The organism is Streptomyces sp. I05A-00742 (genome assembly GCF_013055795.1).
Taxonomy (GTDB): domain Bacteria; phylum Actinomycetota; class Actinomycetes; order Streptomycetales; family Streptomycetaceae; genus Streptomyces.
Map to the genome: position 1 here is coordinate 43368 of NZ_JABETO010000034.1, position 20221 is coordinate 63588.

Annotated in this window: 24 protein-coding genes; 17 read left to right on the forward strand and 7 right to left on the reverse strand. The window is 72.5% G+C overall.

The features are described 5' to 3' along the window. Positions 1–149 precede the first annotated feature (149 nt). Together HN013_RS25510 and HN013_RS25515 are read left to right on the forward strand one after the other, a co-directional pair. On the forward strand, positions 150–395 hold the full coding sequence (locus HN013_RS25510) for a hypothetical protein (RefSeq protein ID WP_171170162.1): 246 nt from the start codon (positions 150–152) through the stop codon (positions 393–395). A gap of 121 nt (positions 396–516) precedes the next feature. After that, complete coding sequence (locus tag HN013_RS25515) at positions 517–1179, forward strand: HU family DNA-binding protein (protein WP_171170164.1); 663 nt, start codon at positions 517–519, stop codon at positions 1177–1179. Between the two features lie 244 nt (positions 1180–1423). On the opposite strand, the gene HN013_RS25520 is transcribed toward HN013_RS25515, so the two are convergent. Further along, the gene (locus HN013_RS25520) at positions 1424–1648 is read right to left on the reverse strand and encodes a hypothetical protein (RefSeq protein ID WP_171170166.1); all 225 of its coding nucleotides are present in this window, start codon (positions 1646–1648) and stop codon (positions 1424–1426) included. Positions 1649–1657: 9 nt separating this feature from the next. Beyond that, entirely contained in the window at positions 1658–2332 is a 675-nt protein-coding gene (gene cofC / locus HN013_RS25525; protein ID WP_171170193.1) for a 2-phospho-L-lactate guanylyltransferase, read from the reverse strand. Positions 2333–2574: 242 nt separating this feature from the next. Here cofC and HN013_RS25530 point away from each other — a divergent pair, with 242 nt between their 5' ends. Genes HN013_RS25530 through HN013_RS25540 form a run of 3 tightly spaced genes read left to right on the forward strand, consistent with a single transcriptional unit; the run spans position 2575 to position 5511 of the window. Continuing rightward, positions 2575–3333 carry a 1-acyl-sn-glycerol-3-phosphate acyltransferase gene (locus tag HN013_RS25530; RefSeq protein WP_171170168.1) on the forward strand — a complete coding sequence of 253 codons (759 nt, stop codon included), beginning with the start codon at positions 2575–2577 and terminating at the stop codon, positions 3331–3333. Then, a complete protein-coding gene (locus HN013_RS25535; RefSeq protein WP_171170170.1) occupies positions 3330–4328 on the forward strand; it encodes an NAD(P)H-dependent glycerol-3-phosphate dehydrogenase in 999 nt (332 codons plus the stop codon). The genes HN013_RS25530 and HN013_RS25535 overlap by 4 nt, the downstream gene beginning before the upstream one ends. 34 nt (positions 4329–4362) lie before the next feature. Further along, positions 4363–5511 carry a D-alanine--D-alanine ligase family protein gene (locus tag HN013_RS25540; protein ID WP_171170172.1) on the forward strand — a complete coding sequence of 383 codons (1149 nt, stop codon included), beginning with the start codon at positions 4363–4365 and terminating at the stop codon, positions 5509–5511. Here HN013_RS25540 and HN013_RS25545 read toward each other — a convergent pair. Together HN013_RS25545 and HN013_RS25550 are read right to left on the reverse strand one after the other, a co-directional pair. Then, positions 5508–6089, reverse strand: coding sequence for a DUF3515 domain-containing protein (locus tag HN013_RS25545; protein WP_312018712.1), 582 nt, complete (start codon positions 6087–6089; stop codon positions 5508–5510). The two genes, HN013_RS25540 and HN013_RS25545, sit on opposite strands and share 4 nt — an antisense overlap. A 19-nt stretch (positions 6090–6108) precedes the next feature. Then, positions 6109–6342 (reverse strand): Lrp/AsnC ligand binding domain-containing protein, encoded by a 234-nt coding sequence (locus HN013_RS25550; RefSeq protein ID WP_004942812.1) that lies wholly within the window; start codon positions 6340–6342, stop codon positions 6109–6111. Positions 6343–6497: 155 nt separating this feature from the next. Between HN013_RS25550 and HN013_RS25555 the strand changes: the two genes are divergently transcribed. Together HN013_RS25555 and thiD are read left to right on the forward strand one after the other, a co-directional pair. Further along, a complete protein-coding gene (locus HN013_RS25555) occupies positions 6498–7484 on the forward strand; it encodes a thiamine-phosphate kinase (protein WP_171170173.1) in 987 nt (328 codons plus the stop codon). A 43-nt stretch (positions 7485–7527) separates the two neighbouring features. Continuing rightward, entirely contained in the window at positions 7528–8319 is a 792-nt protein-coding gene (gene thiD / locus HN013_RS25560; protein WP_171170175.1) for a bifunctional hydroxymethylpyrimidine kinase/phosphomethylpyrimidine kinase, read from the forward strand. A gap of 284 nt (positions 8320–8603) precedes the next feature. Here thiD and rpmB read toward each other — a convergent pair whose 3' ends face one another. Further along, positions 8604–8789 (reverse strand): 50S ribosomal protein L28, encoded by a 186-nt coding sequence (gene rpmB / locus HN013_RS25565; RefSeq protein WP_004942804.1) that lies wholly within the window; start codon positions 8787–8789, stop codon positions 8604–8606. Between the two features lie 283 nt (positions 8790–9072). On the opposite strand from rpmB, the gene HN013_RS25570 reads away from it, so the two are divergent. The 9 genes from HN013_RS25570 to mutM all read left to right on the forward strand — a co-directional run bounded on the left by HN013_RS25570 (position 9073) and on the right by mutM (position 18478). After that, positions 9073–10734: a DAK2 domain-containing protein gene (locus HN013_RS25570; RefSeq protein WP_312018713.1), complete on the forward strand. Its 1662-nt coding sequence runs from the start codon at positions 9073–9075 to the stop codon at positions 10732–10734. Positions 10735–10761: 27 nt separating this feature from the next. Then, a complete protein-coding gene (recG, locus tag HN013_RS25575; RefSeq protein ID WP_171170179.1) occupies positions 10762–13011 on the forward strand; it encodes an ATP-dependent DNA helicase RecG in 2250 nt (749 codons plus the stop codon). A gap of 259 nt (positions 13012–13270) precedes the next feature. Then, positions 13271–13876 carry a 16S rRNA (guanine(966)-N(2))-methyltransferase RsmD gene (gene rsmD / locus HN013_RS25580; RefSeq protein WP_171170181.1) on the forward strand — a complete coding sequence of 202 codons (606 nt, stop codon included), beginning with the start codon at positions 13271–13273 and terminating at the stop codon, positions 13874–13876. Then, positions 13873–14385 carry a pantetheine-phosphate adenylyltransferase gene (coaD, locus tag HN013_RS25585; RefSeq protein WP_212764794.1) on the forward strand — a complete coding sequence of 171 codons (513 nt, stop codon included), beginning with the start codon at positions 13873–13875 and terminating at the stop codon, positions 14383–14385. Before rsmD ends, coaD begins: the two co-directional genes overlap by 4 nt. Before the next feature lie 108 nt (positions 14386–14493). Continuing rightward, positions 14494–15606, forward strand: a complete 1113-nt coding sequence (locus tag HN013_RS25590; protein WP_171170199.1) for a cell division initiation protein — start codon at positions 14494–14496, stop codon at positions 15604–15606. A gap of 207 nt (positions 15607–15813) precedes the next feature. Beyond that, positions 15814–16410, forward strand: a complete 597-nt coding sequence (locus HN013_RS25595) for a DUF177 domain-containing protein (RefSeq protein WP_312018714.1) — start codon at positions 15814–15816, stop codon at positions 16408–16410. Between the two features lie 2 nt (positions 16411–16412). Continuing rightward, positions 16413–16586 carry a 50S ribosomal protein L32 gene (gene rpmF / locus HN013_RS25600; RefSeq protein ID WP_003951102.1) on the forward strand — a complete coding sequence of 58 codons (174 nt, stop codon included), beginning with the start codon at positions 16413–16415 and terminating at the stop codon, positions 16584–16586. 19 nt (positions 16587–16605) lie between these two features. Further along, positions 16606–17508, forward strand: coding sequence for a ribonuclease III (gene rnc, locus HN013_RS25605; RefSeq protein ID WP_171170182.1), 903 nt, complete (start codon positions 16606–16608; stop codon positions 17506–17508). Positions 17509–17605: 97 nt separating this feature from the next. Next, positions 17606–18478: a bifunctional DNA-formamidopyrimidine glycosylase/DNA-(apurinic or apyrimidinic site) lyase gene (gene mutM / locus HN013_RS25610; RefSeq protein WP_171170184.1), complete on the forward strand. Its 873-nt coding sequence runs from the start codon at positions 17606–17608 to the stop codon at positions 18476–18478. Between the two features lie 25 nt (positions 18479–18503). Here mutM and HN013_RS25615 read toward each other — a convergent pair whose 3' ends face one another. Continuing rightward, entirely contained in the window at positions 18504–18917 is a 414-nt protein-coding gene (locus HN013_RS25615) for a helix-turn-helix domain-containing protein (protein WP_171170186.1), read from the reverse strand. 130 nt (positions 18918–19047) lie between these two features. On the opposite strand from HN013_RS25615, the gene HN013_RS25620 reads away from it, so the two are divergent. Then, positions 19048–19632 carry a flavodoxin family protein gene (locus tag HN013_RS25620; protein ID WP_171170188.1) on the forward strand — a complete coding sequence of 195 codons (585 nt, stop codon included), beginning with the start codon at positions 19048–19050 and terminating at the stop codon, positions 19630–19632. Between the two features lie 67 nt (positions 19633–19699). Here the strand turns inward: HN013_RS25620 and HN013_RS25625 are convergent. Next, the coding region (locus tag HN013_RS25625; protein ID WP_249375385.1) for a CAP domain-containing protein at positions 19700–20221 on the reverse strand (522 nt) is incomplete at its 5' end.

Below are 20221 nucleotides of genomic sequence, written 5' to 3' on the forward strand. Positions count from 1 at the left end.
GGCCCAGCGCGCGGGCCCCGGACCGACCCTCGATTTCCGCTGTTCACCCCAGGTTTGGCATGATGCGCCCCCTGTCTTCGGACAGGGGGCGCATCGCGTTGTTGAGGCCCCGTGAGGCGACAACTCGCCTCAGATGGCACAATCGGTGCATGGAACGCGACAGCCAACTCGGGCTCTACCGGCTCGTCGCCGACCAACTCAAGGAAGCGCACCTCCGGGTGCGCACACTGCAAGTCCCGGAGGGCGTACGGATGGCGCTGTCCCGGAAGCTGCTGGCCATCACGGCCGTGGCGAAGCACGATCTCTCAGGCGCGGCAATGCGTCTGGACCGGCTGATGAAGGACCTCGACGAGGGCCGTTTCCCTTCAGAGCGCGGCACCGACGGAACTCCGTGATGGGTCGGGTTCGTTGCGGCACAAGGGTGATTAGACCGTTTCGTGTTTGATTTGCGGTATATATCTGCCTAACGTGCGAAAAGGCTGGAACAATTCCAGCAATGTCTCCGAAGGGGAAGACGTGAACAAGGCGCAGCTCGTTGAAGCGATTGCCGACAAGCTCGGCGGCCGTCAGCAGGCCGCTGACGCTGTCGACGCGGTACTCGACGCGATCGTCCGTGCGGTTGTCGCCGGCGACCGGGTCTCGGTCACCGGTTTCGGCTCGTTCGAGAAGGTCGACCGCCCGGCCCGTTACGCCCGCAACCCGCAGACGGGCGAGCGCGTCCGGGTCAAGAAGACCTCGGTGCCCCGCTTCCGCGCGGGCCAGGGCTTCAAGGACCTGGTGAGCGGCTCGAAGAAGCTGCCGAAGGGCGGCGAGGTCGCGGTGAAGAAGGCGCCGAAGGGCAGCCTCTCCGGCGGCAAGACCACCACCAAGGCCGCCGCCAAGAAGGCCACCGCCAAGAAGACGGCCGCGAAGAAGGCGACCGCGAAGAAGGCGACGACCGCCACCAAGGCCACCGCGGCGAAGAAGACCACCGCCAAGAAGACCACGGCGAAGAAGGCCACGACCGCCACCAAGGCGGCCGCGAAGAAGGCGACGACGGCGAAGAAGGCCACCGCCGCCAAGAAGGCCACGGCGAAGAAGACCGCGCCGGCGAAGAAGGCCACGGCGACCAAGGCTCCTGCGCGCAAGACCACGGCGCGCAAGACGACCGCCAAGAAGACCGCGGCCAAGAAGAAGTAAAAAACGCTGCGGACCGCGTCACGCGCCGGGCCGGGCTCCCTCCGGGGAGCCCGGCCCGCGGTGCGTCGACGGCGGGGGAGGGCCGAGAAGCCCGTTGCCCGGCCCCTGGAGGGCCGCGGACCCCTGGAGGCCCGGGAAGTGCCCGGGAGTTCGTACAAGCCTCTCAAAGCCCCTCAGGGCGCCCCGGGGGCAGCCCTTCAGGACATCCCGGGAACCAGAGGAAATCAGAGGGAAGCAGAGGAAATCAGAGCGTCTGGAGCGTCACCAACGTCACCCGGCGCTCCTCCGGGCCGCCCGGAGCGCCCTCCGCGCCGCCCGCGTACTCGATCCGCACCCGCTGGCCGGGCCGCAACAGCCGCAGGCCGCCCGCGTCGAACGCCTCGGCGTCGAACGGCACCGGGGTGCCGTCGTCGAGGAGAACGCTTCCGCAGCGGGTCTCGGGGTCGTAGGTGTACGCGGTGGCCTGCATAACGGCAGCCTAGTCCGTCCCCGGACCGCCACCGGCCCCCCGCGGCGGCCCGCAGACCGCCCAGGCACCGGCGACCGCGGCCGTGCGCGGCCCCACGCCCAGGGCCAGCGCCGCCCGCAAATCCGCGAGGGTGTCCACGTCCCGCCGTACGGAATCCACCCCGGCCAGTCCGATTTCCCGGGCCCCGGACGCTCGGTGCCGGGCGCGCGAGCGGCCCTCGAACGCCGGCGCCAAAAGCATTCCGGGAGCCGCCGCCAGCAGCGTCGTCCCGATTCCGGCCGCGTCGGCGAGAAATGCGCGGGGGAATTCCGTCGCCGATTCGAGCACCCGCCCGAGTTCCCCGGGGCGCAGCGCGGGGAGATCCGCGTTCAGCGTCGCCACACCGGAATGCGGGCGGTGCGCCCGCACCGTCCGCGCCCCGTGCGCGAGGGCCGCGTTGAGGCCGCCGCCGCCCGGCGGTTCGGCCACCGTGCGGGCTCCGGCCGCCGCGAGCTCCGCCCCGGCCAGCGGGTCGTCGGTGACAACCACCACATCCCGCACCGCTTCGCAGGCCAGCGCCGCGTCCACCGTGTCCAGCGCGAAGGCCAGTGCCAGCGCGGACCGCGGACCGGTCCCCACGGCCGCCGCGAGCCGGCTCTTGGCCCGGGCCAGCGGCTTCAGCGGCACCACCAGCGTCCAGACCACCACAGCAGCTCTCCTCACCTTTCCCCGGCGTCCCCCGGTCCCGGTCCCATTGTTGCCCGCGCCCTCCGGGCGTCCGTCCCGGGCACCGCCACCGCCCGTCCGCCCTCTCCTGCCGCGTCCGGCGGACGGGCACGGGGTTACGGTGTTCTCGACAGACCGGGTACCTGGCGCCACACTTGTCCGGCCCCCGGGTGAGCAACAGACCCGCGGAAGCTTCCAGGTCCCAAGAGAAGGGTGTACGGGTGTCCCGCCACAGAATCGGCTTCTGGTACCGCTTTACGGCGGTGTTGGCAAAACCGCCGCTCGTGATTCTGTTCAAGCGGGAGTGGCGCGGAATGGAGCACATCCCCGCCGACGGCGGCTTTATCACCGCCATCAACCACAACTCGTACCTGGACCCGCTGTCCTACGCCCACTTCCAGTACAACACCGGGCGCGTCCCCCGCTTCCTGGCCAAGGCCGGCCTCTTCCGCAACGGCTTCGTCGGCACCCTGCTGCGCGGCACCGGGCAGATCCCCGTCTACCGCGAGAGCACCGACGCGGCCAACGCCTTCCGGGCCGCCGTCGACGCCATCAACAGGGGCGAGTGCGTGGCCTTCTACCCCGAGGGCACCCTGACCCGCGACCCCGAGCTGTGGCCCATGGAGGGCAAGACGGGCGCCGCCCGCGTCGCCCTGCTCACCCGGGCGCCCGTCGTCCCGGTCGCCCAGTGGGGCGCCCACGAGGCCATGCCGCCGTACGCCAGGGAGAAGAAGCTGCGGCTCCTCCCGCGCAAGACGCTCCGGGTGATGGCGGGCCCGCCCGTGGACCTCTCGGAGTACCACGGCAAGGAGCCCACCGCCGAGGTGCTGCGCGCGGTCACCGACAAGATCATGGCCGCGATCACCGAACTCCTCGCGGAGCTCCGGGACGAGCCGGCCCCCGCCGAGCCGTACAACCTCAAGAAGGCCCGCGCGGCCGCCCGCCGCGAGGCCGGGTCTTCCCGGGAGGACAGCAAGTGACGCGCTGCGCCGTCTTCGGCACCGGATCCTGGGGCACCGCCTTCGCGATGATCCTCGCGGACGCCGGCTGCGACGTGACGATGTGGGGCCGCCGCGCCGCCGTCGTGGACGCCATCAACAAGGGCGCCAACCCGGACTACTTCCCCGGCGTCGAGCTGCCCTCCCGCGTACGGGCCACCACCGACCCCGCCGAGGCCGCCGCCGGGGCCGCGTTCACCGTCCTGGCCGTGCCCTCCCAGACGCTCCGCGGCAACCTCGCCGGATGGACGCCCCTGCTGGCCGACGGCACCGTGCTGGTCTCCCTGATGAAGGGGATCGAACTGGGCACGGCCAAGCGGATGAGCGAGGCGATCGAGGAGGTCGCCGGGGTCTCCCCGGACCGGGTCGCCGTCCTCACCGGCCCCAACCTGGCCAAGGAGATCGCCGCCCGGCAGCCCGCCGCCGCCGTCGTCGCCTGCCGCGACGAGGACGTCGCCAAGCGCCTCCAGGCCGCCTGCCACACCACGTACTTCCGCCCGTACACCAACACCGACGTCGTCGGCTGCGAGCTCGGCGGCGCCGTCAAGAACGTCATCGCGCTCGCGGTGGGCATCGCCGACGGCATGGGCCTGGGCGACAACGCCAAGGCGTCCCTCATCACCCGCGGACTGGCCGAGACCACCCGGCTGGGGCTGGCGATGGGCGCCGACGCGCACACCTTCGCCGGGCTGGCGGGCATGGGCGACCTCGTCGCCACCTGCTCGTCCCCGCTCTCCCGCAACAACACCTTCGGCCACAACCTCGGCCGCGGGATGAGCCTCGCCGAGACCATCGCCGTCACCAGGCAGACGGCGGAGGGCGTCAAGTCCTGCGAGTCGGTGCTCGATCTGGCCCGGAGGCACCATGTCGACATGCCGATCACGGAGACGGTCGTGGGCATCGTCCACGAGGGCAAGCCGCCCATGGTCGCCCTCAAGGAACTCATGGCACGCAGCGCCAAGGCGGAGCGGCACTGAGACCCGCGGTACCACCAGGTAGTCTCAACGCGATATGAGCAGCGAGAACCCCATCCAGAGCCCTGGCCGCAAGCCGCGCGTAGCGGTCGTCTTCGGCGGCCGCAGTTCCGAGCACGCGATCTCCGTGGTCACCGCCGGCGCGGTGCTGCGCGCCATCGACCGCACCAAGTACGACGTGCTGCCGATCGGCATTGCACAGGACGGCCGTTGGGCGCTGACCGCGGACGACCCCGAGCGCATGGCCATCACCGACCGTGCGCTGCCGAGCGTCGACCAGCTCGCCGAATCGTCCGACGGCGAGGTCGTGCTGCCCGTCGCCCCGGCCAACCGCGAGGTCGTGTACACCGAGCCCGGCGCCGTTCCCAAGGCGCTCGGCGAGGTCGACGTCGTCTTCCCGATGCTGCACGGCCCCTACGGGGAGGACGGCACCCTCCAGGGCATGCTCGACCTGGCCGGGATCCCCTACGTGGGCGCCGGTGTGCTCGCCTCGGCCGTCGGCCAGGACAAGGAGTACATGAAGCGGATCTTCCTCTCCTACGGGCTGGCCGTCGGCCCGTACGAGGTGATCCGTCCCCGCGAGTGGCGGAACGACCCCGTCGCCGCCCGCCGGAAGATCGTCGACTTCGCCGACGAGCACGGCTGGCCGCTCTTCGTGAAGCCCGCCCGCGCCGGCTCGTCCATCGGCATCACCAAGGTCGACGACGTCTCCGGCCTGGACGAGGCCATCGCCGAGGCCCAGCGCCACGACCCCAAGATCCTCGTCGAGGCGCTGCTGCGCGGCCGGGAGATCGAGTGCGGCGTCCTGGAGTTCGAGGACGGCCCGCGCGCCAGCGTGCCCGCCGAGATCCCGCCGGTGGAGTCCCACGGCTTCTACGACTTCGAGGCCAAGTACATCGACTCCGCCTCCGGCATCGTCCCCGCGCCGCTGACCGAGGACGAGACCCGCCGGGTCCAGCAGCTGGCCGTCCAGGCGTTCGACGCCGCCTCCTGCGAGGGCCTGGTGCGCGCGGACTTCTTCCTCACCGAGGACGGCGAGTTCGTCATCAACGAGATCAACACCATGCCCGGCTTCACGCCCATCTCCATGTACCCGCGGATGTGGCAGGAGTCCGGCGTCGACTACCCGGAGCTGGTGGACCGGCTGATCCAGGCGGCGCTGCGCCGCCCGACCGGCCTGCGCTAGGACCCCGTCGCGTCCGGGGAACCCGTCGCGTCCGGGGCGGCGGAACCACCGGTGCCGTCCGGGACGTCGTCGGAGTCGTCCGCGGGGATCGCCTTCCTGACGGCGGCGGCGAGATCGATCAGCGCGCTCATGTCGCCGCTGTCACCGACGGTCTTCCCCGGCAGCGTGACCTCGACGTACGCCGGACGCAGGGGAGTGGTGCAGCGGATGGAGCCGTCGGGCAGCTTCTCGGGGGCCCACTTCACCCCGTCGATCTCCACCGACTGCGTCGCGACGTCGTTGAAGATCTGCGGACGCGGCACCCCGCAGCGCAGGGTGATCCACGGGTCGTCGCCCCAGGCGGCGGTGAAGTCCGAGGCGGGATCGGTGGCGCGGCGCTTCAGCCCGCCCACCGTGTCGGGCAACTCCTTGTGCAGCGCCCGGCAGAGCCCGGCCTGCCGTGCGGAGGGGGTGGGCACCGCCGGGCCCGGTGCGCCGTCCGCCGCCGAGCAGGCGACGGCCGAGCACAGCAGGGCCGCGACGGGCAGAGCGATCAGCCGGCGCGTACGGGTGGGACGTGTGGGGTGGACGGTGCTCACCGGCCGAGCATACGAGGGGCTACAGATGGACGACCGGGCAGGTCAGGGTCCGGGTGATGCCCTCCACCTGCTGGACCTTGGCGACCACCATGCGGCCCAGCGCGTCCACGGTGTCGGCCTGGGCGCGGACGATGACGTCGTAGGGACCCGTCACGTCCTCGGCCTGGATCACGCCGTTGATCTTCGAGATGACTTCGGCCACGGTCGACGCCTTGCCGACCTCGGTCTGGATCAGGATGTACGCCTGTACCACGGAACCTCCAGGGCGGCTTCGAGGATCATGTGGGGAGAAGAGACGCCACCGTACCGCGCCGCCGCACGGCACGGGGAGACCTGCGCCGCCTGCGCGGCGCGCGGTTCCTCGGGAACCGCGAGATCACAGCACCGGATACTCCGAGGAGGAGCGCAGTGAAAGGCACCGTCGGCGAGTTGGGGGAGTTCGGCCTCATCAGAGAGCTGACGTCCCGGCTCACCACCACCCCGGCCGTCCGGCTCGGGCCGGGCGACGACGCCGCGGTGGTCGCAGCGCCCGACCGGAGGGTCGTGGCCAGCACGGACGTGCTCCTGGAGGGCCGGCACTTCCGCCGCGACTGGTCCACCGCCTACGACGTGGGGCGCAAGGCCGCCGCCCAGAACCTCGCCGACATCGCCGCCATGGGCGCGGTCCCGACCGCGGTGCTGCTCGCCCTCGTGGTCCCGGCCGAACTCCCCGCCACCTGGCCCGTCGAGCTGATGGACGGAATCCGTGACGAGTGCCAGGTCGCCGGCGCGGCCGTGGTCGGCGGGGACGTGGTGCGCGGCGAGACGATCACCGTCGCCATCACGGCCCTCGGCGACCTGCGCAACCACGAACCCGTCACCCGCTCCGGCGCCCAGCCGGGCGACGTGGTCGCGGTCACCGGCTGGCTCGGCTGGTCCGCGGCCGGACTCGCCGTCCTCTCCCGGGGCTTCCGCTCCCCCCGCGCCTTCGTCGAGGCGCACCGCCGCCCCGAACCCCCGTACCACGCCGGGCCCGCCGCCGCCTCGCTCGGCGCCACGTCGATGACGGACGTCAGCGACGGGCTGATCGCCGACCTCGGGCATATCGCCGAGGCCAGCAAGGTGCGGATCGACCTGCGCACGGCGGCGATCGACGTCCCGACGCAGATGTCCGACATCGGGCAGGCCGTCGGCGTCGACCCGTTGCAGTGGGTGCTCACCGGCGGCGAGGACCACGCCATCGTCGCCACCTTCCCGCCGGACGTGAAGCTCCCCGCCCGCTGGAAGGTCATCGGCGAGGTCGTCAACCCGTCCGCCCTGCCGCAGGTCACCGTGGACGGCGCCCCCTGGGAGCGGGCCGGCGGCTGGGACCACTTCGACGACGAGGACCTGCCGGAGCCCGAGGACCAGGACTGACCGTGTTTTTCCGGGGATCCGGCCGGGGTTCTAGATTGGGCCCATGCCGATACCCCCACGCGTCCTGACCGTCGCCGGCTCCGACTCCGGCGGCGGCGCGGGCATCCAGGCCGACCTGAAGACCATGCTGGCCCTCGGCGTGCACGGCATGAGCGTGCTCACCGCCGTCACCGCCCAGAACTCCCGAGGCGTGCAGGGCGCCTGGCCGCTGCCCCGCGAGGCGGTGCGGGCCCAGTTCCGCAGCGTCGTCGACGACATCGGCGTCCAGGCGGTCAAGACCGGCATGCTCGCCTCCGCCGACCTGGTCGGGACCGTGGCCGAGTTGCTGACCGGCGTCGACGCCCCCGTAGTCGTCGACCCCGTCGGCATCTCCAAACACGGCGACCCCCTCCTCCCCACTTCCGCCCTCGACACCCTCCGCCTCAAACTCCTCCCCCTCGCCACCGTCGCCACCCCCAACCTCGACGAGACCGCCTGGCTCACCGGCGTCCGCGTGACCACCGAGGACGATCTGCGGCGTGCCGCCGACGCTGTGCTGGCGCTCGGGCCGCGCTGGGTTCTGATCAAGGGCGGCCATCTGCCCGGTGACGCGGTCGATCTGCTCACGGACGGCACCGAAGCCCATTGGCTGCGGGCGCCGCGTCATGACAACCGGCATACGCACGGGACGGGGTGCACGCTCGCGAGCGCGATCGCGTCCGGGCTCGCGAAGGGGTGTTCCGTCCCGGAGGCTGTGGCCGTGGCGAAGGAGTATGTGACCGGGGCGATCGCGGCGGGGTTCGCGTTGGGGGAGGGGATCGGGCCGGTGGATCATGGGTGGGCGTTGGGGCGGTGAGCGCCTGCGGCGGGCTGTGCCCCGGTCCCGCCCTTTCACCGTTTCTTGCGGGGGCGAGCCCCCGCACCCCCGGAGCGCGCCTGCGGCGCGCGTCCTCAAACGCCGGACGGGCTATTCAGCCCGTCCGGCGTTTGAGGACAACCGCGCGGAGCGCGGTTTCAAGGGGGTGCGGGGCCCTCCCCGCAGAAACGGTGAAAGGGCGGGACCGGGGCACAGCCAAAAGCCGACCCCCACAGGGGGCCGGCCTTCAGCAACCGGAAAGGGCTGCGCGTGGCGCGAAGCCGCTAGCGCGAGACCTTGCCGGCCTTGATGCACGAGGTGCAGACGTTGAGCCGCTTCGGCGTCGCCCCGACCTTCGCACGCACCCGCTGGATGTTGGGGTTCCAACGGCGGGAGGTACGGCGGTGCGAGTGCGAGATGTTGTTGCCGAAGCCCGGCCCCTTGCCGCAGACGTCGCAGTTGGCAGCCACGGGTTACTCCAAAGACGGGTCACCCTCGCTCACGCGAGGACGACAGGCACGTACGGTGAATCCCTGCGCGCCGAGATCTCTGGAGAGTGACCGGCAGTGTCAGGGGGATGGCCTGACTCTCATCAGGCAACCGGAGCAGCATACAACGACCGCTCCAGGACAACGAAACTACCATGACCGGCCCGTATCCCGCCCGGGCGGCCCTTCCGGACGCCCGGCGCGACTACTGTGCCCCCATCGCCCCGACATCGCCCCCGCCCAGGACCCCGAGGAGGAACGCAAGGTGCCGCACCTGGACGCCACCGCGGTACGCACCTGGTGCGCTCTGGCGCTCGACGCGCTCGGCCGGGCCCGCGAGGAGATCGACGCGATCAACGTCTACCCCGTGGCCGACGGCGACACCGGAACCAATCTCTACCTGACCGTCGAGTCCGCCGCCCGCGCCGTGGACGCCGTCTTCGACGCGCACGCCACGACGGGCCCCGAGGCCCGCCCCGGCCTGCCGGAGGCGGTACGGGCCATGGCGCACGGCGCGCTGATAGGGGCGCGCGGCAACTCGGGCACGATCCTGGCGCAGCTGCTGCGCGGCATGGCCGAGGTACTGGCCGACGACACGGCCCCCGCCGGAACGCCGGGTGACGAAGGTCACCTGCTGGGCCGGGCGCTGCGCCGCGCGGTCGACTCCGCGTACGAGGGCGTCGCCCGGCCCGTCGAGGGCACCGTCCTCACCGTGGCCGCCGCCGCGGCCGCCGCCGCCCGGCGGGCCGGGGGCGACGCGGCCGCTGTGGCCCGCGCGGCGCACGACGCGGCCGGCACGGCCCTGGAGGCCACCCCCTGCCAGCTGGAGGTGCTCGGCCGGGCAGGAGTGGTCGACGCGGGCGGCAAGGGCCTGGTGGAGGTCCTGGGGGCCCTCTCGGCCGCCCTGGAGGGCGGCGCCGTGCCGGTGGCGTCCCCCGGGAAGGGGCAGGCGCCGCGCGCGTGGCGGACCGAGGGCTGCCCGGCGGAGCCCGCTTCCGGTGCCGCGCCCGGCGACGGGCCCGCCTTCGAGGTGATCTACCTGCTGGACGCGGACGACGAGGCCGTCGCCCGGCTGCGCGCCCGGCTCGACGTCCTCGGCGAATCGCTCGTCGTCGTCGGGGGCGACGGGCTGTGGAACGTGCACGTCCACGTGGACGACGCGGGGGCCGCCGTCGAGGCCGGGATCGACGCCGGCCGCCCGCACCGGATCCGGATCACCCACTTCGGCGCCGCCGCCGAGGAGCGCACCCGCGTCCCCGAGCGCGTCCAGCGCGCCGTCGTGGCCGTCGTCCCCGGCGAGGGGCTGGCCGCCCTGTGCGCGGAGGCCGGCGCGACCGTGGTGTCGGTCCGGCCCGGCGAACCGCCCGCCAGCGGGGAGCTCGTCCAGGCGATCCGGCGCGCGCACGCCCACGAGGTCGTGCTGCTGCCCAACGACCCCGACCTGCGGCACACCGCCGCCGCGGCCGCGGAACAGGCCCGCACCGAGGGCGTCCGCGTCGCCCTCATCCCCACCCGCTCCCCGGTCCAGGGCGTCGCCGCCCTCGCCGTCCACGAGCCCGCCCGCCGCTTCGACGAGGACGTCGTCGCCATGACCTCCGCCGCCGGCGCCACCCGCTACGCGGAAGTGACCGTCGCGGAACGGCAGTCCTGGACCATGGCCGGCGTCTGCCAGGCCGGCGACGTGCTGGGGCTGATCGACGGGGACGTCGCCGTCATCGGCGCCGGCCTCGCCGCGACCGCCGCCACCGTGCTCGACCGGATGCTCGCGGCCGGCGGCGAGCTGGTCACCCTCGTCGTGGCCGCCGGCGTCCCGGACGAGGTCACCGAGGGTCTTGAGCGGCACGTCCGCGGCGGCCACCTCGCCGTGGACACGGTGGTCTACCGGGGCGGCCGGCAGCAGGCGCCGCTGCTGATCGGCATCGAATAGCCCGCGTTGTCAGTGGTCTGGTGTGCAATGGGTGACGACGCCGGTCCCGAAGACGACGCCGGTCCTGGAGGGACAGTGCTGGACGAACCCCTGAAGAAGATCCTCGGCGGCACCACCGCGAAGGTGATGGCCGAACACCTCGGCCTGCACACCGCCGGTGACCTCCTGCACCACTACCCGCGCCGCTACGCCGAGCGCGGCGAGCTGACCCGGCTCGCCGACCTGCCGCTCGACGAGCACGTCACGGTCGTCGCGCAGGTCGCCAAGGCCGCCATGAAGACCTTCAACCACGGCCGGGGCGTCCGCCTGGAAGTGGTGGTCACCGACGGCAGCGGCACGCTGACCCTGGTCTTCTTCGGGCGCGGCGCGTACGCGCGCGAGAAGGAGCTGGTCCCCGGCCGGCGCGGGATGTTCGCGGGCAAGGTGTCGCTGTTCCACCGCACCCGGCAGCTGCTCCACCCCGACTACGAGCTGCTGGACCGGGACAGCGGCGCGGAGGCCGCCGAGGACTTCGCCAACCGGCTGCTGCCGCTCTACCCGGCCTGCAAGCAGTTCCCGTCCTGGAAGCTCACCAAGGCCGTCGACACCCTGCTGGCCACCTTCGAGGCGGACCACTGGCGGAGCCTCGTCGACCCGCTGCCGCCCGCGCTGCGCGAGGGCCGCGGGCTGGCCGAGCTCCCGGACGCCTTCCGCAAGGTCCACCGGCCGCGCACCAAGGCCGACATCGAGGACGCCCGGGCCCGGCTGAAGTGGGACGAGGCGTTCGTCCTCCAGGTCGCCCTCGCCCGCCGCCGGCACACCGACACCCAGCTCCCGGCCGTGGCCCGGAAGCCCGTGGCGGGCGGCCTGCTCGACGCCTTCGACGCCAAGCTGCCGTTCACCCTGACCGACGGCCAGCGCACCGTCTCCGCCGAGATCTTCGAGGACCTCGCCGCCGAGCACCCCATGCACCGGCTGCTCCAGGGCGAGGTCGGCAGCGGCAAGACCATGGTCGCGCTGCGGGCGATGCTCGCCGTCGTGGACGCGGGCGGCCAGGCGGCCCTGCTGGCCCCCACCGAGGTACTGGCCCAGCAGCACCACCGGTCGATCACCGAGATGATGGGCGAGCTGGCCGAGGGCGGCCTGCTCGGCGGTGCCGAGCAGGGCACCAAGGTCGTGCTGCTGACCGGCTCCATGGGCGCCCCGGCCCGCCGCCGGGCGCTCCTGGACCTCGCCACCGGCGAGGCGGGCGTCGTCATCGGCACCCACGCGCTGATCGAGGACAAGGTGCGGTTCCACGACCTCGGCCTGGTCGTCGTGGACGAGCAGCACCGCTTCGGCGTCGAGCAGCGGGACGCCCTGCGGTCGAAGGGCAAGCAGCCCCCGCACCTGCTGGTGATGACGGCGACGCCCATCCCGCGCACGGTGGCCATGACCGTCTTCGGCGACCTGGAGACGTCCGTCCTGGACCAGCTCCCCGCCGGACGCTCGCCCATCGCCACCCACGTCGTCCCCGCCAAGGACAAGCCGCACTTCCTGACCCGCGCCTGGGAGCGGGTGCGCGAGGAGGTCGAGGGCGGCCACCAGGCGTACGTGGTGTGCCCGCGCATCGGCGACGACGAGGAGGGTGCCGCCGCCGGGAAGAAGGCCGACGGCCCGGACGGCCCGGACGACCCGGAGAAGCGCCCGCCGCTCGCCGTCCTCGACATCGCCGAACAGCTCGGCAAGGGCCCGCTGGCCGGGCTGCGCGTCGAGTTCCTGCACGGCAGGATGCAGCCCGAGGCCAAGGACGACGTCATGCGCCGCTTCGCCGCCGGCGCGGTGGACGTGCTCGTGGCGACCACCGTCATCGAGGTGGGCGTGAACGTCCCCAACTCCACCGTCATGGTGATCATGGACGCCGACCGGTTCGGCGTCTCCCAGCTCCACCAGCTCCGCGGCCGCGTCGGCCGTGGCTCCGCCCCCGGCCTCTGCCTCCTCGTCACCGAGGCCGGCGAGGCGAGCCCCGCCCGCGGGCGTCTCGCCGCCGTCGCCGGGACCCTCGACGGGTTCGAGCTCTCCCGCATCGACCTGGAGCAGCGCCGTGAGGGCGACGTCCTCGGCCAGGCCCAGTCCGGTGTCCGGTCCTCGCTCCGGATGCTCACCGTCATCGATGACGAGGAGGTCATCGCGGCGGCCCGTGAGGAGGCGACGGCGATCGTCGTCGCCGATCCGGAGCTTGGCTCCTTTCCTGAGCTGCGCACGGCGCTGGATGCGCTGCTGGACGCGGAGCGGGAGGAGTTCCTGGACAAGGGGTGACGCCTGCGGCGGGCTGTGCCCCGGGCCCCGGCATCGCGGCTTCGCCGCGAGGTGTCCTCAATCGCCGGACGGGCTGAGTTCAGCCCGTCCGGCGATTGAGGACGCGCGCCGCAGGCGCGCTCGGGGGTGCGGGGGCTTGCCCCCGCAAGAAACGGTGAAAGGGCGGGACCGGGGCACACCCCCCGCCCACGGCCTACGCTGAGGGCAACGGCGAACCCCGCCGCCAAACCCACCCGCCCCACGAAGGACCCCACCCCACATGACCCGCGTGATCGCCGGAACCGCCGGCGGACGCCGCCTCGCCGTGCCGCCCGGCACCGGCACCCGCCCGACCTCCGACCGGGCGCGCGAGGGCCTGTTCTCGACCTGGACGTCGTTCCTGGGCTCGCTGGAGGGCGCCCGGGTCATGGACCTCTACGGCGGCTCGGGCGCCGTCGGGCTGGAGGCCCTGTCGCGCGGTGCGGGGCACGCGTTGCTGGTGGAGGCGGACGCCCGCGCGGTCCGGGTCATCAGGGAGAACGTCAGGACGGTCGGGCTGCCGGGCGCCGAGGTGCGCCAGGGCAGGGCCGAGCAGATCGCCGCGGGGCCCGCCACGGCCCCGTACGACGTGGTGTTCCTCGACCCGCCGTACGCGGTCACCGATGACGAACTGCGCGAGATCCTGCTCACACTCCGCGAGGGGGGCTGGCTCGCCGAGGAGGCGCTGGTCACCGTCGAGCGCGGGACCAGGGGCGGAACGTTCCACTGGCCGGAGGGCTTCGAAGGACTGAGGGCCCGTCGCTACGGCGAGGGGACGCTTTGGTACGGTCGCGCCGCCTCGGCGTGCACCACCGACACCGCTCCGAGCAGGTCACGCACGCCATGAACGCACCGGAGAGCGAGGAACCACCGTTGTTGCGCCGCGCCGTCTGTCCGGGGTCGTTCGACCCCGTCACCAATGGACACCTCGACATCATCGCCCGCGCGTCCCGGCTGTACGACGTCGTGCACGTGGCCGTGATGATCAACAAATCGAAGCAGGGCCTGTTCACGGTGGACGAGCGGATAGAACTGCTCCGCCAGGTCACCGCCGAGTACGGGAATGTGGAGGTGGAGTCCTTCCACGGCCTCCTCGTCGAGTTCTGCAAGGACCGCGGCATCCCCGCCATCGTCAAGGGGCTGCGCGCGGTCAGCGACTTCGACTACGAGCTCCAGATGGCCCAGATGAACAACGGGCTGTCGGGCGTCGAGACCCTGTTCGTCCCCACCAACCCCACCTACAGCTTCCTCTCCTCCAGCCTGGTCAAGGAGGTCGCGGCCTGGGGCGGCGACGTCTCCCACCTGGTGCCGCCGCTCGTGCTGGACGCCCTGACCGAACGCCTCGCGCGCCGCTGACCCGGCGCCCGGAACTGACGACTCGTCAGTAGCTGCCGGGCGGCGGCCGACGGCCGTACAGTCGTGGCGTTCGTACCCGTCGTCCAGAAGAGAGTGGCGATCGTCAAGGTGGACGTGCAGAAGAAGCTCGACGAGATCGTCGCGGCGGTCGCCGGCGCCCGGGCCATGCCGATGTCGGCGTCCTGCGTCATCAACCGGGCCGAGCTGCTCGCCCGCCTCGAAGAGGTGCGGGCGGCCCTGCCCGGCTCCCTCGCCCAGGCGCGGGAGCTCATCGGCGGCCGGGAACAGCTGGTCGCCGACGCCCGCGAGGAGGCCGAGCGGATCATCGAGTCCGCGCGCGCCCACCGCGGCTCGCTGATCTCCGGCACCGAGGTCGCCCGGGAGTCCCGGGAGGAGGCCGAGCGCATCCTCGCGGAGGCCCGCCGGGAGGCCGACGGGATCCGCGCCGAGGCCGACGACTACGTGGACAGCAAGCTCGCCAACTTCGAGGTCGTCCTCACCAAGACCCGCGGCTCCGTCGAGCGCGGCCGGGAGAAGCTGCTCGGCCTGGGCGACGGCTACGACCCCGAGGACCCGGCCGGCACGGACGTCCCCGCGCGCAGCGGCGACCCCGCCACCCAGCGGCACAACGCCGACGCCTACGTGGACGCCAAGCTCTCGGCCGTCTCCGCCGTGCTGGCCACGACGCTGGAGGCGGTGGGCCGCGGCCGGGAGAAGCTGCTGGGAGCGCGCCCGGCGGACGAGCTGGGCGCCCACATGGCGGCCCAGGACGGGCTCGGGGCGGAGCGCCCCACCACGGACGCCGACTTCCTCGCGGAGCTGGCCGCCCGCCCGGACCACCCCGCCCCGCCGGAGCCCGTCGGCGTGCCGCAGACCGTTCACGCGACGCACGCGACGCACGCGACCCACACAGCACCTCCGGACGCGTACCCCGCCTACCAGGACCCCGGCACGGCATACCCGCAGACTGTGCCCCAGGAGGCGGCCGGGTACGGCTGGCAGCAGTACCCGCAGCAGACGGACCCGTACGCGGCCGGCGGCGGCTACGGGTGGCCCGCCCAGGACGGCGGCGTCCAGGGGTACGGCGACTACCAGCAGCAGGCCCCGGCGGGCGGTCCCGCGGCCGTTCCGCCGCAGGGCGGCGCGCTCGACGAGACCAGCTTCTTCGACACCAGCATGATCGATCTCGAACAGCTCCGCCGGTACGAGGAAGGGCGCTGAGCGCCCGCCACGGGCGGGCCGGGACCGGCCGCAGGGGCACGATTGGGCCAGGGGCGAGCCGTCCAGTATCCTGACTGTTCGGTCGCGCGTACATTCGCGATCCCGGCTGCCCACGACGTGTCGTCACGACACGTGGTGCGGCCGCCTCCGCCGCAGCGTAGAAAGCAGGAAGCCCTGAACGCCCGCCTCGATCACCGTTCCCCTCTCGTGTTCGACACGCACGAGCTGGGCCGGCGTCCCGGTGCGCTGAAGCGGCTCTCCCGCTCGATTCCGGCCCCCGCCGACCTCGGTATCGAGGTCATCGGAGTGGCCGAGGGCGCGACCGTTGAGCTCGACCTCCGACTGGAGTCGGTCATGGAAGGGGTGCTTGTCACAGGCACCGCCCGTGCACCGCTCACCGGGGAGTGCGTAAGGTGTCTGGAGCCGCTGGAGCGAGAGCTCGACGCGGACTTCCAGGAGATGTACTCCTACCCCGACGCCGACAGCCGGAACCGCCCCGTGGCGGAGCCGGACGACGACGCCGAGGACGAGGAGGAAATGCTCTTCCTCGAGGGCGACCTGTTCGACCTCGAACCCGTGCTGCGCGACGCGGTGGTGCTCTCACTGCCGCTGCAGCCGGTGTGCCGGGAGGACTGCCCGGGCCTGTGTTCCGAATGCGGAGCGCGGCTCGCGGACGACCCGGACCACCACCACGACGTCCACGACATTCGCTGGGCGGCACTGCAGGGACTCGCCGAATCCGACCAGGACGGCGAGATGGACAACGCACCCCGGCCCGCCGGGGATGACTCACAGGAGAAGTAGCCGTGGCTGTTCCGAAGCGGAAGATGTCGCGCAGCAACACGCGCCACCGCCGGTCGCAGTGGAAGGCTGCGGTCCCCACCCTGGTGGCGTGCGAGCGCTGCCACGAGCCGAAGCAGCAGCACATCGCGTGCCCGAGCTGCGGCACCTACAACAAGCGCCAGGTCCTCGAGGTCTGATCGGCGGGTGACAGGCTCTATGTCAGACGCCACTACGCCGTCCCGCGGTCGCGGGACAGGTTCCGGACCGGCGCCACAGGACGCAGCCTCGTCTCACACGCTTCTGGAAGGGCGGCTCGGGTACAGACTCGAGACCGCCCTTCTGGTGCGTGCGCTGACCCACCGCTCCTACGCCTACGAGAACGGCGGTCTGCCCACCAACGAGCGGCTGGAGTTCCTCGGTGACTCCGTCCTCGGCCTGGTGGTCACGGACACGCTGTACCGCATCCACCCCGACCTGCCCGAGGGCCAGCTGGCCAAGCTGCGGGCCGCGGTGGTCAATTCGCGGGCGCTGGCGGAGGTCGGCCGGGGTCTCGACCTCGGTTCCTTCATCCGGCTCGGCCGGGGCGAAGAGGGGACGGGAGGCCGTGACAAGGCCTCGATCCTCGCCGACACCCTGGAAGCGGTGATCGGCGCGGTCTACCTCGACCAGGGGCTCGACGCCGCCGCCGAACTGGTGCACAGGCTCTTCGATCCGCTGATCGAGAAGTCCTCGAACCTCGGCGCCGGCCTGGACTGGAAGACCAGCCTCCAGGAGCTCACGGCGACAGAGGGGCTGGGCGTGCCCGAGTACCTCGTCACCGAGACGGGTCCGGACCACGAGAAGACCTTCACGGCTGCTGCCCGCGTCGGTGGTGTCGAGTACGGCACCGGCACCGGCCGCAGCAAGAAGGAAGCCGAACAGCAGGCGGCCGAGTCCGCCTGGCGCGCCATCCACGGCGCGGCGGAAGCCCGGGCCAAGGCCGCCGAGGCCGAACGGACCGGGAAGCCGGAGAAGGCCGCGAAGGCCACCAAGGCGAACAAGCCGGCGCCCGCCGGTGACCCGGTGGTCACCGCGGACACCGACACCACCGCGGGCGGCCCCCAGCCCGCCTCGCACTGAAACACCGGCCGGTCCACGGCGCATCGCGCGCCGTGGACCGGCCGTTTCGCGTCCGCCCCCCCCCGCGGCAGCGACGAACCGTCTCCGGAGGAGCACCGTGCCCGAACTGCCCGAGGTCGAGGTCGTCCGCCGCGGGCTGGTCGCCTGGGCGTGCGGCCGTACGGTCGCCTCCGTCGAGGTCCGGCACCCCCGGGCGGTGCGCCGGCACCTCGCCGGCGCCGCCGACTTCGCCGCGCAGCTCACCGGGGAACGGCTGGGGCCCGCACGGCGCCGGGGCAAGTACCTGTGGCTGCCGCTGGAGGGCCCGGCGGGGCAGGGCCGTGCCGTCCTCGCCCACCTGGGCATGAGCGGCCAGCTCCTCGTCCAGCCGGAGGACGCGCCGGACGAGAAGCACCTCCGGATCCGGCTCCGCTTCGACGACACCGCCGACACCGAGCTGCGCTTCGTCGACCAGCGCACCTTCGGCGGCCTGTCCCTCCACGACACCGTGCCGGGCACGGACGACGCGCTCCCGGACGTGATCGCCCACATCGCCCGGGACCCGCTGGACCCGGCCTTCGACGAGGCCGCCTTCCACGCGGCGCTGCGCCGCCGGCGCACCACCGTCAAGCGCGCCCTGCTCGACCAGTCGCTGATCAGCGGGGTCGGGAACATCTACGCCGACGAGGCGCTGTGGCGCGCACGGCTGCACTTCGACCGGCCGACCGCGACCCTGACCCGGCCGCGCACCGACGAGCTGCTGACCCATATCCGCGAGGTCATGAACGAGGCCCTGGCTGCCGGTGGCACCAGCTTCGACAGCCTCTACGTCAACGTCAACGGCGAGTCCGGCTACTTCGACCGCTCGCTGGACGCCTACGGGCGGGAGGACGAGCCCTGCCGCCGCTGCGGTACGGCGATGCGCCGCAGCCCCTGGATGAACAGGTCCAGCTACTTCTGCCCCCGCTGCCAGCGGCCGCCGCGCGGGTAACTCCTGGTCAGCGGATAAGTCCTGGTCAACAACCGCGCTCGGCGTCGTACCGATGCCGCGCCGCCTCGATGTCCGGCGTCCGGGTCTGTACGAGTTCGATGACGTCCATGAGCCGTCGGGCGACCTCCTCGCCGAGCGGCGTCAGGGTGTAGTCGACGCGCGGCGGATTGGTCGGCTGCGCCGTGCGGTGCACCAGTCCGTCCCGCTCCAGCGACTGGAGGGTCTGGGACAGCATCTTCTCGCTGACGCCCTCGACCCGGCGGCGCAGTTCGTTGAAGCGGAGCGTGTTCTCCAGCAGGGCGGTGAGCGCCAGAGGTCCCCAGCGGCCCGTGATATCGCTCAGCGTCTCCCGGGACGGGCAGTCCCGCGAGAAGACATTGAAGGCGAGCGCGTCGTTGCATCCGGTCACGGTCTGCTGCACGGTGCCGTCGGCTGTCATGGGCCAAGCGTACTCCTCCACAGCGCTTACCTTCAGGTTGCGCTATCTAAAAGTTAGTGCTTTCCTTTGGTTATCGCGCCGAGCGTTCCTCTGGCCGGCGTTCCCGTCTTTCCTCTTGAGGAGCACCCCCATGACCACCCCCGTCGTGTCCATCGCCTTCCACTCCGGCTTCGGGCACACCGCCGTCATCGCCGAGGCCGTCCACAGGGGCGCCGTCGAGGCCGGCGCGACCGTCCACCTGATCGAGGTCGACAAGATCACCGAAGAGCAGTGGGCCCTGCTCGACACCTCCGACGCGATCGTCTTCGGCGCGCCGACCTACATGGGCACGGCCTCGGCCGCCTTCCACACCTTCGCCGAGGAGTCCTCCAAGCGCTGGTTCGCCAACGCCTGGCACGACAAGGTGGCGGCCGGCTTCACCAACTCCGGCTCCAAGAGCGGCGACAAGCTGAACACGCTCCAGTTCTTCGGCATCATCGCCGCCCAGCACGGCATGCACTGGGTGAGCCTCGGCCTGCACCCGGGCTGGAACGTGTCGACCGGATCCGAGAACGACCTCAACCGCCTGGGCTTCTTCCTCGGCGCGGCCGCTCAGAGCAACAACGACCAGGGGCCCGAGGCCGTGCACAAGGCCGACGTCGAGACCGCCGCGCACCTCGGCCGACGGGTCGCCGAGCAGACCCGGATCTTCGTGGCAGGCCGCGCCGCGGCCTGATCCCGGCCCGCCGCACCGACTTCACGAGCCCGCCCCGGAACCTTCACCCGGGGCGGGCCCGCCCGTTTCAGTACCCGAAGTCCTGGGTCCACCAGGGGCCGCCAGGGCCCCGGTTGACGCCGACGCCGAGGGAGCGGTAGTCGCAGTTGAGGATGTTCTGCCGGTGGCCCGCGCTGCGCATCCACGCGTCCACCACCGTGTGCGGGTCCGGATGACCCCGGGCGATGTTCTCCCCGCCGAGGTTCTTGATGCCGCGGCGGACCGCCCGGTCCCAGGGGGAGCGGCCGTCCGGGTCGGTGTGGTCGAAGAAGTCCCGCCGCGCCATGTCGTCGCTCATCGACTGGGCGAGGGAGGTCAGCCGCGCGTCGGCGCGCAGCGGCCGGCAACCGGCCTTCGCCCGCTCGGCGTTGACCAGGGCGACGACCGTGCGCGCGGTGGAGCCCCGGAGGTCCGCCGCCGCCTCGGCGGAGGCGCGCGCGTGAGTGGCGGCGCCGTCGGCCCGCAGCCGGGCCGTGGCCGCCGCGGCCGCACCGGCGCTGGCGTGCTCGACCGTCACCGCGGTCGCTGCGGAGGCGTCGGCCCCGTCCCG

What these genes read in the sequence shown, in the direction of transcription:
- HN013_RS25615 (WP_171170186.1), bottom strand. Translation starts at nt 18,917, where the DNA reads ATGACAGCCGACGGCACCGTGCAGCAGACCGTGACCGGATGCAACGAC.
- recG (WP_171170179.1), top strand. Translation starts at nt 10,762, where the DNA reads ATGGGTGACGACGCCGGTCCCGAAGACGACGCCGGTCCTGGAGGGACA.
- HN013_RS25510 (WP_171170162.1), top strand. Translation starts at nt 150, where the DNA reads ATGGAACGCGACAGCCAACTCGGGCTCTACCGGCTCGTCGCCGACCAA.
- HN013_RS25620 (WP_171170188.1), top strand. Translation starts at nt 19,048, where the DNA reads ATGACCACCCCCGTCGTGTCCATCGCCTTCCACTCCGGCTTCGGGCAC.
- HN013_RS25520 (WP_171170166.1), bottom strand. Translation starts at nt 1,648, where the DNA reads ATGCAGGCCACCGCGTACACCTACGACCCCGAGACCCGCTGCGGAAGC.
- coaD (WP_212764794.1), top strand. Translation starts at nt 13,873, where the DNA reads ATGAACGCACCGGAGAGCGAGGAACCACCGTTGTTGCGCCGCGCCGTC.
- HN013_RS25540 (WP_171170172.1), top strand. Translation starts at nt 4,363, where the DNA reads ATGAGCAGCGAGAACCCCATCCAGAGCCCTGGCCGCAAGCCGCGCGTA.
- rnc (WP_171170182.1), top strand. Translation starts at nt 16,606, where the DNA reads ATGTCAGACGCCACTACGCCGTCCCGCGGTCGCGGGACAGGTTCCGGA.
- thiD (WP_171170175.1), top strand. Translation starts at nt 7,528, where the DNA reads ATGCCGATACCCCCACGCGTCCTGACCGTCGCCGGCTCCGACTCCGGC.
- rsmD (WP_171170181.1), top strand. Translation starts at nt 13,271, where the DNA reads ATGACCCGCGTGATCGCCGGAACCGCCGGCGGACGCCGCCTCGCCGTG.